Consider the following 18,099-nt stretch of genomic DNA (forward strand, 5'->3'; position numbering starts at 1 on the left):
AAACATCCCTACAAGGGTTTGGGTTTTTACTGTGTAGTTCACCTACTCTGAAAAATGCTGGAAACCGTTATATTACACTTACTCAAATCCGAAAGTTGCCAGGTAAGGTAAGGGTTATTGAAAGTAATCTACCCGAAGCTTGTTGTTGAGCTGGCTTCTGTGAGAATCACCTACCGTAGTCTGTAAGCTTATTCTCAACAGCAGGGTTGAACCTTTTGAAACTAAAGCTACTTATCTATTAAAAGAAGCCTTCAGGTGCAGGAGTATCGAAGTATCCATTAGGCACGAATAAAATTTCACCTCCCATCATTTCTTCTTGAATATTCAAGGGGATAGAAGTTCCTTCTTCTATTACGAACAACTGTTTTCCAGGCTCAATAACTTCAGGAAGTAAGAAGTTATCTGCAAGAGCTGCTTCTTCTTGTTTAGCTAATTCATCGCTAATATATCCTTGAATTTCGGATAAAGCTCCTTGCAAGTCTGTTGTCGTCACGGTTTCTAACGCCGGTCCTTGGACTCCAAGCTCGGAGAGAGAACCACCAGCTTCTAAATGCTCAATTTGTTGAATCAGATTCGCTTCGGCCTCTCTCAAACGTGTGAGCGGGTCAGTAATTTCAGAGTCGGTTTCTGTTTCAGAACCGTCTTCTTGTGCCTGAAAACTTTCTTCATAATTCCCCAAGTCATCACTATAAGAGTCAATGGAAGAAGGCTCTACAAATTCAAAGGAAGATAGCAACGGAGTTAGATCGTTGATATATTCACCGTTACCCACTAAAGTTGTATATCCTTCGGATGTAGAATCACCAATTAGAAGATCGTTACCCTGCTGTTTGAACTCTAGAAAGAAGGGAGTATTTGGCTCCTCAAAGAAACCTTCAGGCGCAGGAGTATCGAAGTATCCATTAGGCACGAATAAAATTTCACCTCCCATCATTTCTTCTTGAATATTCAAGGGGATAGAAGTTCCTTCTTCTATTACGAATACCTGTTTTTCAGGTTCAAGAACTTCAGGAAGTAAGAAGTTATCTGCAACAACTGCTTCTTCCTGTCTCGCTAACTCATCGCTAATATATCCTTGAATTTCGGATAAAGCTCCTTGCAAGTCTGTTGTCGTCACGGTTTCTAACGCCGGTCCTTGGACTCCAAGCTCGGAGAGAGAACCACCAGCTTCTAAATGCTCAATTTGTTGAATCAGATTCGCTTCGGCCTCTCTCAAACGTGTGAGCGGGTCAGTAATTTCAGAGTCGGTTTCTGTTTCAGAACCGTCTTCTTGTGCCTGAAAACTTTCTTCATAATTCCCCAAGTCATCACTATAAGAGTCAATGGAAGAAGGCTCTACAAATTCAAAGGAAGATAGCAACGGAGTTAGATCGTTGATATATTCACCGTTACCCACTAAAGTTGTATATCCTTCGGATATAGAATCACCAATTAGAAGATCGTTACCCTGCTGTTTGAACTCTAGAAAGAAGGGAGTATTTGGCTCCTCAAATAAAGGAGTATTTGGCTCCTCAGAAAAGGTAAAATTATTTCTAGGAAATCCTCCCCGAATCCTCCTTATTCGATCGCCCTCAGAGGAATTGAAATCGACAAAAGAATCAGTTCCACCGCTTTCTATACGACGATTGGAAACAAATGTATCTGCACCACTTCCCCCATATAATAAGTCTATTCCCGCACTGCCACTAAGATAATCGTTACCATTATCCCCATACAATGTATCGTTTCCATCACCTCCAAAGAGGCTATCGTTTTCTTTTCCACCATACATAACATCTGAAGCATCCTCTCCTCGGAGACGATCTGCTTGTCGGCCTCCTGAAATCAAATCTCCCCCTCCGCTCCCTTCGAGCGTATCGAAACCATCGAACCCATAAATTTGATCGTTAAATGGGGTTCCTGTTAGAAAATCATTGCCACTTGTTCCATTGATAACTGCCATAATCAAACCTCAGACTAAACATCAGGATTTATCGGAATAGATTAACTTATATTATTCAATTCCGATACATTCACTATACCAAATAAATTAAATAATTAAATTATAAACTATATTTATTTTTTTATTAAATATAATTTTTTATTTTGTATACTCAGATAGGTGAAATATATATACAAATTTAAGTAAAATATATGTACATACAAGTTTAAATTAATTTTTTCAAAAATTAATTTGATATTTTCCGGTTTATATATCAATAATTATTGAATATATATATATAAATTTTTTTATCTTATCAATAATTTTTGTTATTTTTGTAGGTTGGGTTGAGCGAAGGGAAACCCAACATAATGTGTTTTTGTATGATTTATCCTACGGATAAGCTCTGCTGACACTTTGTTGTACTTAACCTACTTATTATCTTAATTATCTTGGTTTGTTGGGTTGTGCTGTCGCTTAACCCAACCTACTTCTTATTATCTTGGTTTTTGTTGGGTTGTGCTGTCGCTTAACCCAACCTACTTGTTACCTTATTTTGGTTTTTGTTGGGTTGAGGTCACGTTAGCGCCAGCTTATCCGTTAGGATAAACCCAACATTATCTTGATTTTTGTTGGGTTGTGCTTCGTTCTACCCAACCTACTTGTTATGTTAATTATCTGGGTTTTTGTTGGGTTTCACTTCGTTCTACCCAACCTACTCACACCTTCAATTTTCTCATCTGCTACCTCATACAACTCCCGCAACTTCTGCAACTTCTCTTCATCTGCTTGCCAAAAACCGCGTCCGTTCGCTTCCAACATCCGCCCAATAATATTCCGAAACGCTTCGGGGTTTGCCTCCCGTAATTTCTGCGCCATCTCTGCATCCAAAGCATAAGTCTCGGCGGCACCGTCATAAACCCAATTATCGGCAAAATTAGCTGTACCACCCCAACCTATCAACGCTGTCATCCGTTGGGAAATCTCGTAAGCTCCGCCACTACCTTGATTTGCCATTGCTTCTGCCCATTTTGGATTCAATAATTTTGTGCGATATTCCATCCGCAACAAGTCTTCTAATTTTCGGGGGGTGGTATCTTTGGAGAAACTTTCGACGAAACTAGCATTTACTTTTTTACCTCGTTGTTTTTCTGCTGCCAATTTTAACCCACCAGTATTAGCATAATATTCCTGAATGTCTGTCAAACCATATTCTACCGAGTCAATTTCCTGGACTATGCGATCGCAACCTTTCAACAACTCCTGCAAAATTTCTGGTCGTGCTTGACCTTTGTCCTGACGACCGTAACTAAAGACATTTCGTCCTTGCCAAGTATCGCCTAACTCATCTGCTGACTCCCAGTTACCATCGACAACTCGGTCGTTTACCAAGGAACCAAAATCACCAGCGGGATTGGAAAATAACCGTGCCGAAACATTTTCTATACCTTGCGCTTGCAATGCTAAAGCGTGTTTGCGGATAAAATTTTGTTCTACGGGTTCGTCTGCGGTTGCTGCTCGTTGGAATAGATCGTCTAATAATTCAATAATATTCACAAAACTATCGCGGAAAATTCCTGATAAATTTCCTAAAATATCAATGCGGGGATGACCGACTTCAGCTAAAGTTTTTAATTCATAACGAACGATTCGACCCGTACCTTCTTTTACTGGTTCAGCACCTACTAATTCTAATAAAATTCCGATTGATTCGCCACGGGTTTTAATAGCATCTAAACCCCATAACATTACTGCTACAGTTTCGGGATAATTATTATTTTCTTCCAGATGTTGATTAATAATTTTCTTGGCAATTTCTCGCCCTCTTTCATAAGCAGCAGGAGAAGGCATTCGATAGGGGTCTAAAGCATGAATATTTCGACCAGTTGGTAAAACTCCCGGACCATCTCTTAATAAATCTCCTCCTGGAGCAGCAGGAATATATTCTCCATTTAATCCCCGCAAAAGATTGGTAAGTTCGTCAGTATTTTGCATCAATAAATCCCGAATATTTACCACACTTTGCATAACATAATCATCTGTATATCCGTGCCCCAAATCCGAGTCTAGCTTATCAGCATTTTGCACCAACAAATTCCGCATATTTCCCACATTTTTATTAACTCTATCATCCGTACATCCGTGCCCCAAATCCGAGTCTAGCCCTGCAATTTCTTCCCCAAAATAAGCATCCAAATAAGATTTTAATTCCTCCTGATTCGGCACTTCTCCCAAAGTATGCAAACCAGAAGAAAATAACCTTTGCTCCAAAACCTGCAAATATTCGTAAACTTCCACAAAATAGGGATTAACCACATCCGAACTAAACATCCGCGCATTTTCCGGGGTAAATTCAATCCCTAAATTTTTGCCATATTCAAACGGACAATCGGAATTTAAACCAGTATCAATAATTTTCTTAAAAATCGGTTCCCGCAACCCCGAATTTTTCTGTGTGTCTTCCCGATATTCAGAAATTAACTCTCGCAAACTGACTAATTCTTTATATAAACCAGCTCGACCATAAGGAGGAATATTATGAGAAATTAAAACTCCATAACCCCGACGTTTTGCCAACATAGATTCGGAAGGATTATTAGCAGCATATATATATAGATGTGGCATATTTCCTAACAGAATGTCCGACCAAGAATAACCAGTATTTCCCAAAGGAGAACCGGGCAACCATTCCACAGTTCCGTGCATTCCAAAGTGAACAACTGCATCAGCTTGAAATTCATTTTGGAGCCATTTATAAAAAGCAGCATATTGGGGATGGGGTGTTAAATCTCGTTCAAACATTAAGCGCATTGGGTCGCCAGAAATTCCCAGGGGTGGTTGTACTCCTAGCCAAATATTTCCTAATTTAATTCCGCCAATATGGAAATTTTCTCCATCGGTTTTTATACCCGTGCGGGTGAGATTTCCCCATTGTTTTTCCATGCGAGTTGTTGATAGATAACCTAGCCATTTTTCTAGGGTTTTAATATTAACTTGGTTGTTATCCCCCCTGGTTCCGGGAAGGTCTTGGTTTCGATCCCCCCTCATTCCCCCCTTGGGAAGGGGGGAGGAAGAAGAGGAGTTGGTTTTATCCTTGTTAAAAGGGGAGGAAGAAGAGGAAGAAGAATAAATTTCGTCTGCTTCTTTAATTTGACGGATAAGTTCTTCCCCATCTTCGGGAATTTCCCCAACGTTGTAACCTTCTTCTTTTAGAGCGTGGAGGAATTTCAGGAGAGAACGCGGCACATTTAATAAAGCTGCTGTACCTGTGGCACCATAACCGGGAGGAAAACCATAGAGAATAACAGCTATTTTTCTTTCTGCGGGCGCTTTATGACGGAGTTTAATCCAATTTTTCACCCTACCCGTGAGACGTTTCACTCTTTCGGGAATTAAATAAATATCTTCTCCCACTAAACCACCCAGGGGAACGGGGTCGATCGCTCCATCTAATTCTGGCAGTGCATATAAAACTACACTTTGCAAACCTCCCACACCTTGGCGCGTCCAAGAATGAATATCTTGAATAAGTAGGGGTGCTGCGACAAAATAAGGTACATTTTTGGCAGTGAGAATGCGTTGGGAAACTTCCACTTGTCGTCCTGCTTCCATCGAACCCGCAGGACCCCCCACTAAGGGAAAACCAATAGTTGAAACGACTGCATCAACTTTTACTGCTTCCGGAGAAAGGGAAAGTATTGGTTTAACAGAATCATACTTTTGATTTTTGAGTTTTGATTTTAAATCTAGTGAGGGCGAATGCCATTCGCCCCTACATATCTCGTTTTCAAGGTTAATTTGCGTAAGTTCTGTTTCAGGAGAATCTAACTTTTGAATTTTATCTAACTTTTGCCTTTTGACTTTTGACTTTTGACTTTCATGCCTTTTGACTTTTGACTTTTGACTTTCATACCTTCTGACTTCTGACTTTTGACTTTCAAAAGCGCTGGTCATCCAGTCTCTGACGGCGACATGACCTTCGACTCCGTTGATAAATACAGGTAGAGGTGTTAAACCTGCTGCTTCAAATTTGCGGATAAGTTGGGGAATGTATGGTTGTTTGGTAATGACGTGTTTGCGGTAGAGCAAAATTCCAACAACGGGAGTAGAGGAAGTTTGCTTCTGTTGGCGATACCATTCCAGATATTTTTTTGGGAGACTCAAAATAACCCTGGTAGTCTGGATGCAGTAAACCCATATTGGGAGTTTCCACAGGTGGGGGGTATTTCCCCAACTTTTAAATCTAAATATTTTTCTGCCAAAACCCAACACATAGCAGCCACATTTTCTGTACCACCAGCATTCCAATAACCGTAAATTATCAACCAGTTGCGCAGGTCTTGCACTTTTTTCACTGGTACAAACTTGAGTAACTTCGGACCTGTTTTCAGGAAGCTGATATAACCCGCAAGTTTGTCTTCCTCTCTCCCGCTGGAAAATTTGCTGAGAATAAATTTGACTGGTTTTGGCATTCCTTTCGGTTGGTCACCAATAATAAATTTTCCCAATTTTGTTAACGCCATTAATTCTAGCGCTGACTCAAAAACGAGACGGATGGGAATATTTTCTACTCTTTCGCGCAACCATAAAACTTGGTCGTAGTCAAAAAGCAGACTGCCGAAAAAAACATCAGCATTTTCCAGAGCAGTAGCGACAGTTTCCGGTTGTTGAGAAAGGGCGCGATCGCTAAATACTTGGATATCTAAATCTGGACATTGGGAAGTTGCCATTTGAGCTGCTTGACGGTATAAACCAGTGTTAAAAGATTCAAAACCTGCGATTAAGACAATACGTTTCATGGCCTGATGTTAATAAAAGTTCCTATACTATATAGGGTAACTAAAAAAGACTAATTATTGTCGCTATGTTTTAGGATTGCTATATTATTGTTATAAGTTATAAGTGATGTTTTTTATAGCAATTCCCACAGTTATGAGATACATTTACGATCCCCCTAAATCCCCCTTAGAAAGGGGGACTTTTTGTTAGCTCCTCCCTTTTTAAGCGGTTCCCCCCTTATTAAGGGGGGTTAGGGGGGATATAAAAGTGTGCCTCATAGATTAAAGAACTGCGATATTTGCCTTTAACAATATTGTAAATCTACATAAAAAATGATGATTACTATTAATTTAAAACCGGAAATTGAAGCTCAGATTAGAGAAAAAGCTAACTCACAAGACTTATCAGTTGAAAAATATATTGAAAGTTTAATAGAAAAATAAATTATTGATGTTCGAGGCGATCGGCAATCTGAAATGTCTATTGACGAGTGGGAAAACAAATTATTTAAGTTCATTAATTCTTCTATTAATTCTCGTCTCTCTCCTCTACCGAATGAATCTATTAGTAGGGAAAATACAGCGGATTCCACTTTGTTAGGTACATCCATCGCGGGCAAGATTCCCGCACTTGCATTCATTTAATTGTTAATATCTGCACTTCATGTACTTGGAATCTGCTGTATTTATACAAGGGAAGATGAAAATTTATGACTTACAAGAATTTAACCTCTGACTTCTGACTTCAGCTATATCTCTGCTCATAAATTACCGAAAAACTGTGGTCTAAATCCTCCCCTTTTAAGGGGATAAAAAAAGATAATTCTGTATTTTATTGCCTCTTGTTTTAGCGAGAGGTACTGATAACTAATAACTGTTAACGCAGTTCCTCCGGAGGAGGCTAACTGATAACTGAAATTACTTGCGCTGTCTTAAGAATTTCCTGGCGACGAATCCAATTTTCACTATTTTAAATAGATTATTTTACGACAATATCCACTTCTCGCCCTATGCTATTTTCTAATTTATGCTTAATTTTAGCAATAGTTAATAATCCCTGGCGAGCATTGGGTGCAAAGCGAATGAGAATATCAATATCACTATCGGCGTGAAAGCGAGCGCTTAAAACTGACCCAAATCAAGCCATTTATGTAATATTCCAACGTTGACAAAATAGAGCTATTTTTTCTGTTGATATGCCCAAACGTTTTTGTAATTTAGGGTTTAACTTTACTAGCATATATATTTCAAAATAACTAATAGGTAGATAGAATTTATGCTATTATTAAATAATATATTAAGAGGATATCTGAAAAGTTTTTTGATACTGAATTTTGCCCCCTAGACCCCCTACTTTATTTTGCTCCCCTAGCCCCCCAACTTTATTTTGCCCCCTAGCCCCCAACTTTGGGGGGAACAAGAGTAAATTTGCTTGCTCTAGTCCCCCAAAATTGGGGTATTTAGGGGGCTTTGATGTAGCAAATGGGACTTTTCAGATAACCTCTAAATATATAATTTATAACTCTTAATCAATCAGAAAATATGTCTAGTTTTTATAGATTAAAAGCTAATCAACTTGACCATAACTTCCTAGAAACACTGTAAGCATTCAGCTATTAGCAGTCAGCTCGAGCGCGATAAGACCCTGCTTTTAAGGACAGAGTTAAAATGAATATAGACTTTAACGACTCTTATAGTAAGATTAATTCTAGCTCAATTAATACAGCTTTAAAGCCACACGAAAAGCAATAACTGATAAGCTGATAACGCAGTTCCTCCGATAGGAGGCTAGCTGACGGCTGAATGCTTACGAAACACTTAAAGCAAAATTTGGAGATAAAGAAATTGAAATTATTGTTTCTGAAGTTGACGAAAAACTTACTTATTTAAAAGTAAAACTAACAAAAATAGGCTGTTAAATGCAGTTAAAAATGTAGAGCGTAAAACCAATTTAATTGAAGTATCACTAGAGGAAATCGAGTGAGTAAAAGAATTGTCTTTGAGGCTTCTACTTTTTCAGATTTTACTGAGTGGATTAAAATTGATAAAAAAAATCATCAGATGTCGTATTGTTTGGAAATCGCTTGAATTTGTTTGATTTGAATGGCACTAATTTTTCCAATTGTTCATAGTTTTCAATTTTATATTTTTATCGGCGATCGTTCGCTTTAATTTGAAGGCTTATTTAATTTTAGGAGATAGATATCTTAGGGAAAATTCAACCATCATATTCTACCAATAAAGCAATACCTGTAGATATTTTATTCATAATTTCACTAGAGCAAACACCGATTTTTTTGACTAATCTTCGCAAATCCATTCCTCTTATTTGCAATATATCGACAGTAGAAACCTTAGTTAAATTATTTTCTAAATCTGCTTCTATTTTGATATGCCAACTATCATTTTCAAAATAGTCTTTCCAATCAGTTATCGGTGCAATTAACGTAAGCATTCAGCTATTAGCATTTCTTACGGAATGCTCCGCAAACAGCTATCAGCTTTTATTTGAATCAAGCAAAGACTAAGGTTAGCTGACAGAAATATTTCATTTCCTGCGGAATGCTACGCAAACATATTTCACTTCTTGACTACTAATTCCTTATTCCAAGATAATGAGTTAATAATTCATAGCTGATAGCTGTTAACGCAGTTCCTCTGAAAGAGGCTAGCTGAAGGCTGAATGCTTACCAACTAACTTAATTGGTAATCTCCCAATTCCATCAGAACTAATGATAATAGCCGGACGAATTTTTCTAATTTCCGATCCAATCGTTGGGTCAAAATTTGTTAGCCAAATATCTCCACGTTTAGGTAAATTATCATTGCTCATCTAGTTCATCCCAAGTTTGTAATTCTTGCCATTCTCCCTCTTGCTGATAATGTTCTAACATTTTTTCAGCTTGCTTTGCTAGAATTTTTCGTCTTTCTTCTAATGGTAATTTCATTAAATAACTGACATCTGTTTCATCTTTTTTTTGGAGGTAAGTCAAGAAATCTAGGGCTATTTGTAGTCGTTATGGGGAAAGATTTACTAACTTTTCTTTAACAATTTCAAGGATTGTAGGATATGTTGATTTTAATGACATTTTGGCATCTCTCATTTTTAATTCACGATTAGGATAATTTTATCTTATCATTCCCACACTTTTACAAATTCAACCCACCTACTTAGCTACCTATAAAGTTATAATAACTAAAATAGTAGAACTATTATCCGTCAATCCTTTATTCCTAAATTATTCAAGTCAAAATATAATGATAAATCCGAAAAATCCTTTTACTGTAGGTAAAACAGTTCCCCCAGAACGTTTTGTAGGACGCAAGTATGAAATTAATAGCACTTTTGCTCAAATAGCTAATGGTGGTCATGTGGCAATTTGGGGTGGTTCAGGTATGGGTAAATCATCTTTGCTAGAGTATTTAAAGTCTCCTGAAGTTTGGCAGAAACGTGGCTTCGATCCATCTCAAGTTGTTATTGTTTATTTCCGTTGTTTAAGTATCGAACCTTTCCTACCTTCTAAATTTTGGCGAGAAATTCTCAATTTGTTAGCTGAAAAGTTTCAAAAAGATGATTCTTTCTATTCAGAAATTAATACATTATTGGCTAAACCAGAAGTAAATAAAGATGATTTTCGCCAAGTATTAAGACTAATAGGAGAACAAAATAAACACTTAGTTTTGCTGGTGGATGATTATCATGTTGTTATGCACCAAAACTCTCAATATCAAGCAGAAAATATAGAGGAATTTTTAGGTGAATGTCGTAGTTTAGTCCATTATTCAGAGGAGAGTAAATATCTGTCAATGATTGTTACTTCATTGCGACGTTTGAATGACATAGGTCCTACTCTAACACCAGGAAAATCTCCTTGGTATAACCATTATTTGTTTATACCACTTAAGCCATTTACGGAGCAGGAAGTAGTAAATGTTTTAAGTGGACTGCCAATGACACCTGAGTTACGAGATGGGATTCGACAAATAGCTGATAGTAACCCTACTTTATTACAAAATGCCGGATTTATTTTGTACAATAAATTACAATCTGAGGAACCCCGGGATGTTAAGACATTTGCTAAAGATTTTTTAGCAGCAACGGAACATTTTTTTCAGGATATATGGCAGCTTTCAACTGAAGAAGAAAAAGCTATTTTAATGCTTATTGCTTTATCAAGTTTAAAAGGTCGTTTGCCACGAACAAAGAAGCGTTATGACTTGGGTAATATTGATATAATTTTTAGTCAAAAAGAGCAAGAATTAAATGATTTAGAGGAACGTGGCATAATTCTCTCTCATAAAACTGAGGATAAAACAATTTACTCTTTTGCTTCATCTTTGATGGAATGGTGGGTAATTCAGAAAATTAAAAATAGTAATGATGAAGAACTTAAAAACCGTGAGAAAACATTTCTAAATCTGATGAATCATAAGCAATTAGAGAGAATTAAAAAAGTGATTCGAGTTTTGTGGGAAAATAGAGAGGATGTAACATCTGTAGTAGAATGGATTTATGAGCTAGTTTTATAGAGAAAAACTTTTAGGGTGCGTATTTACGGCTAAAATTTAGACTGTAAAAGGTATTTAACAATCTGCCGTAACGCACCATTTTAGTTGTGTAGGTTTAATATAGCAGTTCTTTAGTCTACAAGGTACAGTTTTAGATCCCCCCTAACCCCCCTTAATAAGGGGGGAACTGCTTAAAAAGGGGGGAGCTAACAAAAAGTATCCCTTTTTTAAACTATGCTTGATCGACATCTTTAATTAACATAAAACTCGCTCAAACACAGAGGTACAGTTTTAGATCCCCCCTAACCCCCCTTAATAAGGGGGGAACCGCTTAAAAAGGGGGGAGCTAACAAAAAGTATCCCTTTTTTAAACTATGCTTGATCCCCTAACCCCCTTAATAAGGGGGGAACCATAAAAAGGGGAGGTTTCACTCGTTCTCCTTAAAAAGGGGGATAATTTTAGATCCCCCCTAACCCCCCTTAATAAGGGGGGAACCACTTAAAAAGGGGGGAGGTTTCACTCGTTCTCCTTAAAAAGGGGGATAATTTTAGATCCCCCCTAACCCCCTTAATAAGGGGAACCATTAAAAAGGGGGAGGTTTCACTCGTTCTCAAACACAGAGGTACAGTTTTAGATCCTCCTAACCCCCTTAATAAGGGGGAACTGCTTAAAAGGGGGAAGCTAACAAAAAGTATCCCTTTTTAAACTATGCTTGATCGACATCTTTAATTAACATAAAACTCGCTCAAACACAGAGGTACAGTTTTAGATCCCCCCTAACCCCCCTTAATAAGGGGGGAACTGCTTAAAAAGGGGGGAGCCAACAAAAAGTATCTTTTTTTAAACTATGGTCGATCAACATCTTTATTAACATAAAAAAAATCCCCCTTAAAAAGGGGGATTTAGGGGATCGTAAATGTATTTCATTAAGAAATGCTATAGGCTAATTTCAAATTAATTAATATGATACTTTCAGCTAATCGGAAAAATCCCTACATCATTGGTCGTCCAATTTATGAAAAGGAATTATTTTTTGGTAGAGACAATCTGTTTAACTTTATTAATGCTAACTTGAACAATGGTGCAAAAATTATCTTGTTACAGGGTCAACGAAGAATAGGTAAGTCATCTGTTTTATCTCAAATTCCTAATTTTGTGGGAGGAGATAAGTTTGTTTTTGTTGACTTCGACCTTCAAGATAAAGCTAAGTTAACTCTTGCAGAAGTCTTGGAGAAATTAGCTACAGAAATAATTATCAAACTTAAGCTGAAACAAGATAATATAAAGCTCCCTTTAAAGACAGATTTAGAAGCAAATACTGAATTTTTTTCAGGAATTTTTTTACCTCAAGTATTTCAAAATTTAGGTGACAAAAACTTAGTGTTGTTACTGGATGAATTTGATGTTTTGAGCGATTATAATCCTGCATCAGCAATAGAACATTTTTTCCCCTACTTACAGTCTATTATTTCAAATCATCAGCAACTTTTTATTATTCCAGTTGTAGGAAGACGACTGGATGAGATGGAGTACTTACTCAATTTATTTCGGAGAGCGCCCAATCAAGAAATTGGTTTGTTGGATAAAAAAAGTGCTACCCAGTTGATTACTAAACCTGCTGAAGGAGTACTGGAATATGGAGAGGATGCGATCGCAGCCATATTAGAACTTTCAGCAGGCCATCCCTATTTTACCCAAGTAATCTGTTTTCAAATTTTCCAGCAAGCAGAAGCAGAAGATAATTGGGAGGTGAAGAGTGCAGATGTGGATAATATTATTGTAGATAGAGCAATTGAAAGTGCTGAAGGTGGGTTGACATGGTTTCGGGATGGACTGCCAATTCCGGAGCAAGTGATATTCTCAGCAGCAGCAGAAGCTCAAAGGATAGCAATAAAATCTGCTGAAGTTGTGCAGGAACCATTGACACTCTTGAAAGAATATGGAGTTGTTCCTACAGAATCTCTGTTTCAAGCAGCAGATCGATTAGTTGAATGGGGTTTCTTAGATAAGGTAGAGAGTTCAGAGTTACCTGGAGAGAAGGTTCCTAGATATAAAGTGAAAATTGAATTAGTTCGTCGTTGGCTATTGAAACGATATTCTGTGAGAGGAGAAATACAGGAACTGGAGAATCTGAGTTCAGAAGCTAATCGCATTTATAATAAATTAGTGACAGACTTGCGACAAAAATCAGTTACGCTGACGGATGTCATTGCTCGTTGCAAGAAGGTTTTGAAAATCAACCCCAACCATTTCCAGGCTTTATTTGAGTTGGCAAAGACATATCTAAAGGTTGAAGACTTTAGTAAAGCAGCCGAATTTTACCAACGAGGGTATAAAGTTAATCCAATATGGGCTGAGGATGGGTTAGTGAAATCGCTTTTAGGTTACGGGCAAAAATTGATGGAGGAAAGAAAGCGGGGAATAGCTAAGGAACAGTTTGAAGAAGTATTAAATCTCGATCCTGATAACGCATTAGCACAGGAGATATTGACAGAAATTGAGCAATCTACAAAGATAAAGATAAAGAGAAATCCTTTCACTGTGGGTCAACCAATTGCTCCAGAACATTTTGTGGGGCGGGAAAATTTAATTGCAATAGCATTTGACCAAATATACAACCGTAGCAATTTAGCTATTTGGGGTGGCCCTGGTATGGGAAAAACTTCTTTCCTTAACCTGCTAACATCTCATCATGTCTGGGAGTCGCAAGATTTAGATCCATCCAAAGCGGTAATTGTCTACCTAAATTGCCTAGAAATTAAACAGTTTACACCCGCTAACTTCTGGCGAAAAATTATTAATTTAATTAGAGAAAAACTAAAGATGATACTATTCTACAACCTATAATTCGAGAGTTACTAAAAAAGCCCAAACTAACTAAAGATGACCTGCGCCTTGTGTTGAAAAAATTAGGTAAGCAAAACAAATTTTTAGTGCTACTTTTAGATGATTATCATGCAACTTTTAACTCCCATTCTCAGTATACCGAAACTGACGTAGAAGTATTTTTAAGTGAGTGTAGAAACTTAGCCTATCACTCCTCAGAAAGAAAGTATTTATCAATGATTGTAACTTCATTGCGACGCCTGAATGAAACTGGTCCTAGTCTGACACCAGAAAAATCTCCTTGGTATAATCATTACGCATTTCAACAATTAAAACCACTGAATCAAAATGAAGTAGATATTTTGTTTAGTGCGATAGAAATGACACCAGCACTGCGGGATGGAATTCAAGAAATTGCTGGTGGAAATCCAGCTTTACTACAAAATGCCGGGTTTATTTTGCACAACAAAAGACGCTCTGGAGAGACTATTAATGCTGAGATATTTGCTCAAGATTTTGTCGCAGCAACAGAGCATTTTTTTCAAGATACATGGCAAGTTGCCAATGAATTAGAGCAGACATTGTTAATGTTACTTGCATTATCTAAATTAGCAGATCGCGTGCAAAATAAACGATATGATTTAGGCGACCTTAGTATTATTTTTAGCCAGAAAGAACGAGATTTGATTGACTTAGAACAACGGGGAGTGATTAAAATAAGTACAGAACAAGAAAATACAGTTTATTTATTTTATTCGAGAATTATGGAGTGGTGGATAATTAGAGAAATTGAAAATTCTAATCCAGAAACACTTAAACAGAGAGAGAAAGTATTTCTCAATTTGATGACCCATCAACAAGCAGAAAAAGTAACAAATGCGATCGAGTATTTGTCAGAAAATAAAGAAGCTGTAAAATCTATAGTGAAATGGGTGGGTAAGCTAGCAAGATGGTTGGAATAATTTTTATAGTTCCTTAATTTAGATATTGAAAAAATTATTTTACTGTTAGTTTGCACAGTAAAAATATAATTCCTACAAAAACTAATAATTAATATGAAATCTGTAATAAATAAGCGAAATCCTTATATTATTGGTCGTTCTATTGATGAACCAGAATTGTTTTTCGGCCGAGAAAGTCTGTTTCGTTTTATTGAAGATAATTTGACTAATAATCAACAAGTTATTCTGCTGCATGGTCAAAGACGTATTGGTAAATCTTCTGTACTACAGCAAATTTGTCAACAGGTAAACTTGGATAATAAATTTGTTTTTGTCCTGTCAGATTTTCAAGATAAAAGCCAATGGTCTTTCCATGAAATTATCCATAAACTTGCTGAAGAAATTTTTGAGCATCTGGGAATATCTACAAATTATTTAGCTTCAATTCAAGATTTAGAAAAAGACGCAGATAAATTCAGTCAATTATTAAATCCGATATTCCAGAAGTTGGGTAATAGAAATTTAGTATTATTATTGGATGAATTCGATGTGTTAAACAGTGAGAATAATGACTCAGGATTTGAAGATTTCTTTCGATACTTAAGGCAAATTGTATCTCAGGAGAAGCAACTTTTTATTATTCCAGTTGTGGGAAGGCGACTAAGTGATATGCCGAAGCTACTGAAATTGTTTAAGGGTGCCCCTCATCTGGGAATAGGATTGCTAGACATATTCAGTACCCAAAGGTTGATTACAAAACCTGTGCGAGGATTTCTGCAATACAATGATAGAGCAATAAACGAAATTATCAGACTTTCAGCAGGCCATCCCTACTTTACACAAGCTATATGCTACGCTCTGTTTGCGCAAGCACGGGAAAAGGAAAAAGGTGAGATTTTAGTGAGTGATTTAGGCAGAGTTATAGACAATGCTATGGAGTTGAGTGAAGCAGGGCTAGTTTGGTTTCGGGAAGGATTACTGATTCCAGAAAGAGTAGTATTCTCAGCAGCAGCAGTAGCTCAAGAGAAAGTTACGCAAAAAATGTCATCCCCAGAAGACCCTCTAAAGCTGCTAACAAGTATTGGAGTTAATATAGAGCAATTATGTCAAGCACAACAAAATTTGATTGACAATGATTTTTTAGATGCAGATGGTCATAGAGTTACAATTGAGTTTGTTCGTCGCTGGTTGGTCAAATATTACCCGCTACAGTCAGAGATATGGGAACTTGAGAAACTCGATCCAGAAGCTAATGATTACTATGAAAAAGCTAATATATGGAGGAACCGAGGGAATATAGATGATGAGTTATACCACTATCGTAAAGCTCTGGAACTTAATCCTAACCATTTTAGTGCTTTATTCCGCTTGGCTGAAGCATATCGAAAAAATCAAAAATTTCAGGAATCATTAGAACTGTACGATCGAGCTTACAGAATTAATCCACAACGTGCGAAAGAGGGATACATAGAATCATTGCTTGGTTATGGCGATCATTTTTTCCAAAACTATCGTTTACTTGAGAGAAATTTCAGCTTAGTTAAAAGGCTCTATGAAAAAGTATTAGAAATTGAGCCTAAGAATACAGAAGTTCTAGAGAAACTTGAACTCCTGAAAACTAAGGGAAAATATATAAGTATTCCAGTTTATCACGGTAAAAAGCTGGAGCAAATTCCAATTCGTTTGGTGATTTTAACAGCAGTTTTTGCAGTTCCTATGCTAATTGGAATAGGAATATTTTTGGGATTAAAACTTCAAGCATTTCCAGATTATCCAACCGGAAAATTAGACTTAGATAAGCAAATAAGAGAAAGATTTAGCAGTGGGGAGCAAACACTATTTGATCTGGCTAATAACGAAGTTTATAATGCTCAATTTTTAAGTTGTAATCAACACTTTAAAAAGAAGAATTACGATGAAGCAGCTAATTGTTTTCAAGAACTTGTCAATGCTAATCGTAACGAACCAGAACCATTGATTTACTATAACAATTCTCTGGCTCGTATGGAGCATAAGCCTGATAATCCTCTGACAATAGCTGTAGTTGTACCAGTGCTTCAGAATAGTCAAAGAGCTAAAGCAATTTTGCGAGGCGTTGCTCAGGCACAAAATGAATATAACCAAAATAAATACCAAAATAACTACTTCTCATCAAATATGAGGTTACTGGAAATTGTTATTGCCAATGATAGTAATGATAAAAAAGTTTCTCCCAAAGTAGCTCAAGGGATAGTCATAAATCCAGACATTTTAGGAGTAATAGGGCATAATTCCAGTAATGCTACTCAGGCGGCACTAGAAGTATATGAAAAAGAAAAACTAGCAGTTATTTCTTCTACTAGCACAAGCACAGAATTGGAAAGTGACACTTTTTTTAGAACAGTGATTGATAACTCTGTACTAAGTAAAAGGTTAGCTGAATATGTCAAATCTTTACCTATAGAAAATATTGTGATTTTTTATAATAGACAAAGTTCATTTAGTAAAAGTCTAAAGGGATTTTTTGATTTTCACTTAAACAATTTGAAGCCTAGCATACAGGTTAAGAGTATAGATTTGAAACAACCATTTTTTGATATCAATAAAGAAGTTAAAGTCGCGGCAGATAACCAAGTTAACGTTGCTATGCTCTTTTCTGATTTAAGCACAATTGATTTAGCAGTTGAGATTGCTACTGCTAATTATAAATTATCAGAAAACCGAAGATTAAAATTATTTGCTGGCGATACTCTTTATAATTGCGATACTCTAGACAAGGGAAAGCAAGCAATTCAAGGTTTGATTTTGGCAGTACCGTGGTTTAAAGGATTACCTACAGCAAAACCATTTTTAGATCGAGCAAAAGCTCAGTGGGGAGGAGAGGTTGGTTGGCGTACTGCTACCAGTTATGATGCAACTAAGGCTTTTATTGATGCTTTATCTAATTCTGGCGATAATCCCACCAGGTCTACAGTTTTGGAAAAACTTAAAGAAGTAAATCTTCCAGCTAATGAAACCTCTGGACAAAATCTTAGATTTAATCCAAAAGGTGAACCTACTGGTCAAGCAATTCTTGTTGAAGTTGTTGAATCTCCAAATCCAGCTTGCTCTAATTTAGATTTTCGTCTGCTAGAAGAATAGTAT

10 protein-coding genes and 1 pseudogene are annotated in these 18,099 nt (G+C 36.8%); 4 read left to right on the forward strand and 7 right to left on the reverse strand.

The features are described 5' to 3' along the window. Nucleotides 1–238 precede the first annotated feature (238 nt). From SAGCYANO_RS03505 to SAGCYANO_RS47275, 7 genes and pseudogenes are all read right to left on the reverse strand, one after another. The gene (locus SAGCYANO_RS03505) at nucleotides 239–1,942 is read right to left on the reverse strand and encodes a calcium-binding protein (RefSeq protein ID WP_202218813.1); all 1,704 of its coding nucleotides are present in this window, start codon (nucleotides 1,940–1,942) and stop codon (nucleotides 239–241) included. Between the two features lie 675 nt (nucleotides 1,943–2,617). Further along, complete coding sequence (gene bchH / locus SAGCYANO_RS03510; protein ID WP_202218814.1) at nucleotides 2,618–6,085, reverse strand: magnesium chelatase subunit H; 3,468 nt, start codon at nucleotides 6,083–6,085, stop codon at nucleotides 2,618–2,620. Next, complete coding sequence (locus SAGCYANO_RS03515; RefSeq protein ID WP_202218815.1) at nucleotides 6,082–6,720, reverse strand: DUF3479 domain-containing protein; 639 nt, start codon at nucleotides 6,718–6,720, stop codon at nucleotides 6,082–6,084. Before SAGCYANO_RS03515 ends, bchH begins: the two co-directional genes overlap by 4 nt. Nucleotides 6,721–7,678: 958 nt before the next feature. After that, nucleotides 7,679–7,825: pseudogene (locus SAGCYANO_RS43925) on the reverse strand (nucleotidyltransferase domain-containing protein); the annotation flags it as partial. A 1,092-nt stretch (nucleotides 7,826–8,917) separates the two neighbouring features. Next, nucleotides 8,918–9,154, reverse strand: coding sequence for a type II toxin-antitoxin system PemK/MazF family toxin (locus SAGCYANO_RS03525; RefSeq protein WP_202218816.1), 237 nt, complete (start codon nucleotides 9,152–9,154; stop codon nucleotides 8,918–8,920). A 213-nt stretch (nucleotides 9,155–9,367) separates the two neighbouring features. Beyond that, complete coding sequence (locus SAGCYANO_RS03530) at nucleotides 9,368–9,532, reverse strand: type II toxin-antitoxin system PemK/MazF family toxin (RefSeq protein ID WP_202218817.1); 165 nt, start codon at nucleotides 9,530–9,532, stop codon at nucleotides 9,368–9,370. Beyond that, nucleotides 9,522–9,647, reverse strand: coding sequence for a hypothetical protein (locus SAGCYANO_RS47275; protein WP_255502451.1), 126 nt, complete (start codon nucleotides 9,645–9,647; stop codon nucleotides 9,522–9,524). Before SAGCYANO_RS47275 ends, SAGCYANO_RS03530 begins: the two co-directional genes overlap by 11 nt. 310 nt (nucleotides 9,648–9,957) lie before the next feature. Between SAGCYANO_RS47275 and SAGCYANO_RS03540 the strand changes: the two genes are divergently transcribed. The 4 genes from SAGCYANO_RS03540 to SAGCYANO_RS03555 all read left to right on the forward strand — a co-directional run bounded on the left by SAGCYANO_RS03540 (nucleotide 9,958) and on the right by SAGCYANO_RS03555 (nucleotide 18,096). Further along, on the forward strand, nucleotides 9,958–11,229 hold the full coding sequence (locus tag SAGCYANO_RS03540) for an ATP-binding protein (protein ID WP_202218819.1): 1,272 nt from the start codon (nucleotides 9,958–9,960) through the stop codon (nucleotides 11,227–11,229). Between the two features lie 943 nt (nucleotides 11,230–12,172). Further along, nucleotides 12,173–14,056 carry an ATP-binding protein gene (locus SAGCYANO_RS43930; RefSeq protein WP_237395706.1) on the forward strand — a complete coding sequence of 628 codons (1,884 nt, stop codon included), beginning with the start codon at nucleotides 12,173–12,175 and terminating at the stop codon, nucleotides 14,054–14,056. 50 nt (nucleotides 14,057–14,106) lie between these two features. Further along, nucleotides 14,107–14,997, forward strand: coding sequence for an ATP-binding protein (locus SAGCYANO_RS03550; RefSeq protein ID WP_237395708.1), 891 nt, complete (start codon nucleotides 14,107–14,109; stop codon nucleotides 14,995–14,997). Between the two features lie 93 nt (nucleotides 14,998–15,090). Then, complete coding sequence (locus SAGCYANO_RS03555; protein WP_202218820.1) at nucleotides 15,091–18,096, forward strand: ABC transporter substrate-binding protein; 3,006 nt, start codon at nucleotides 15,091–15,093, stop codon at nucleotides 18,094–18,096. Nucleotides 18,097–18,099 lie beyond the last annotated feature (3 nt).

Origin of the sequence: Okeania sp. KiyG1, assembly GCF_014132355.1 — a bacterium.
Taxonomy (GTDB): Bacteria; Cyanobacteriota; Cyanobacteriia; order Cyanobacteriales; family Microcoleaceae; genus Okeania.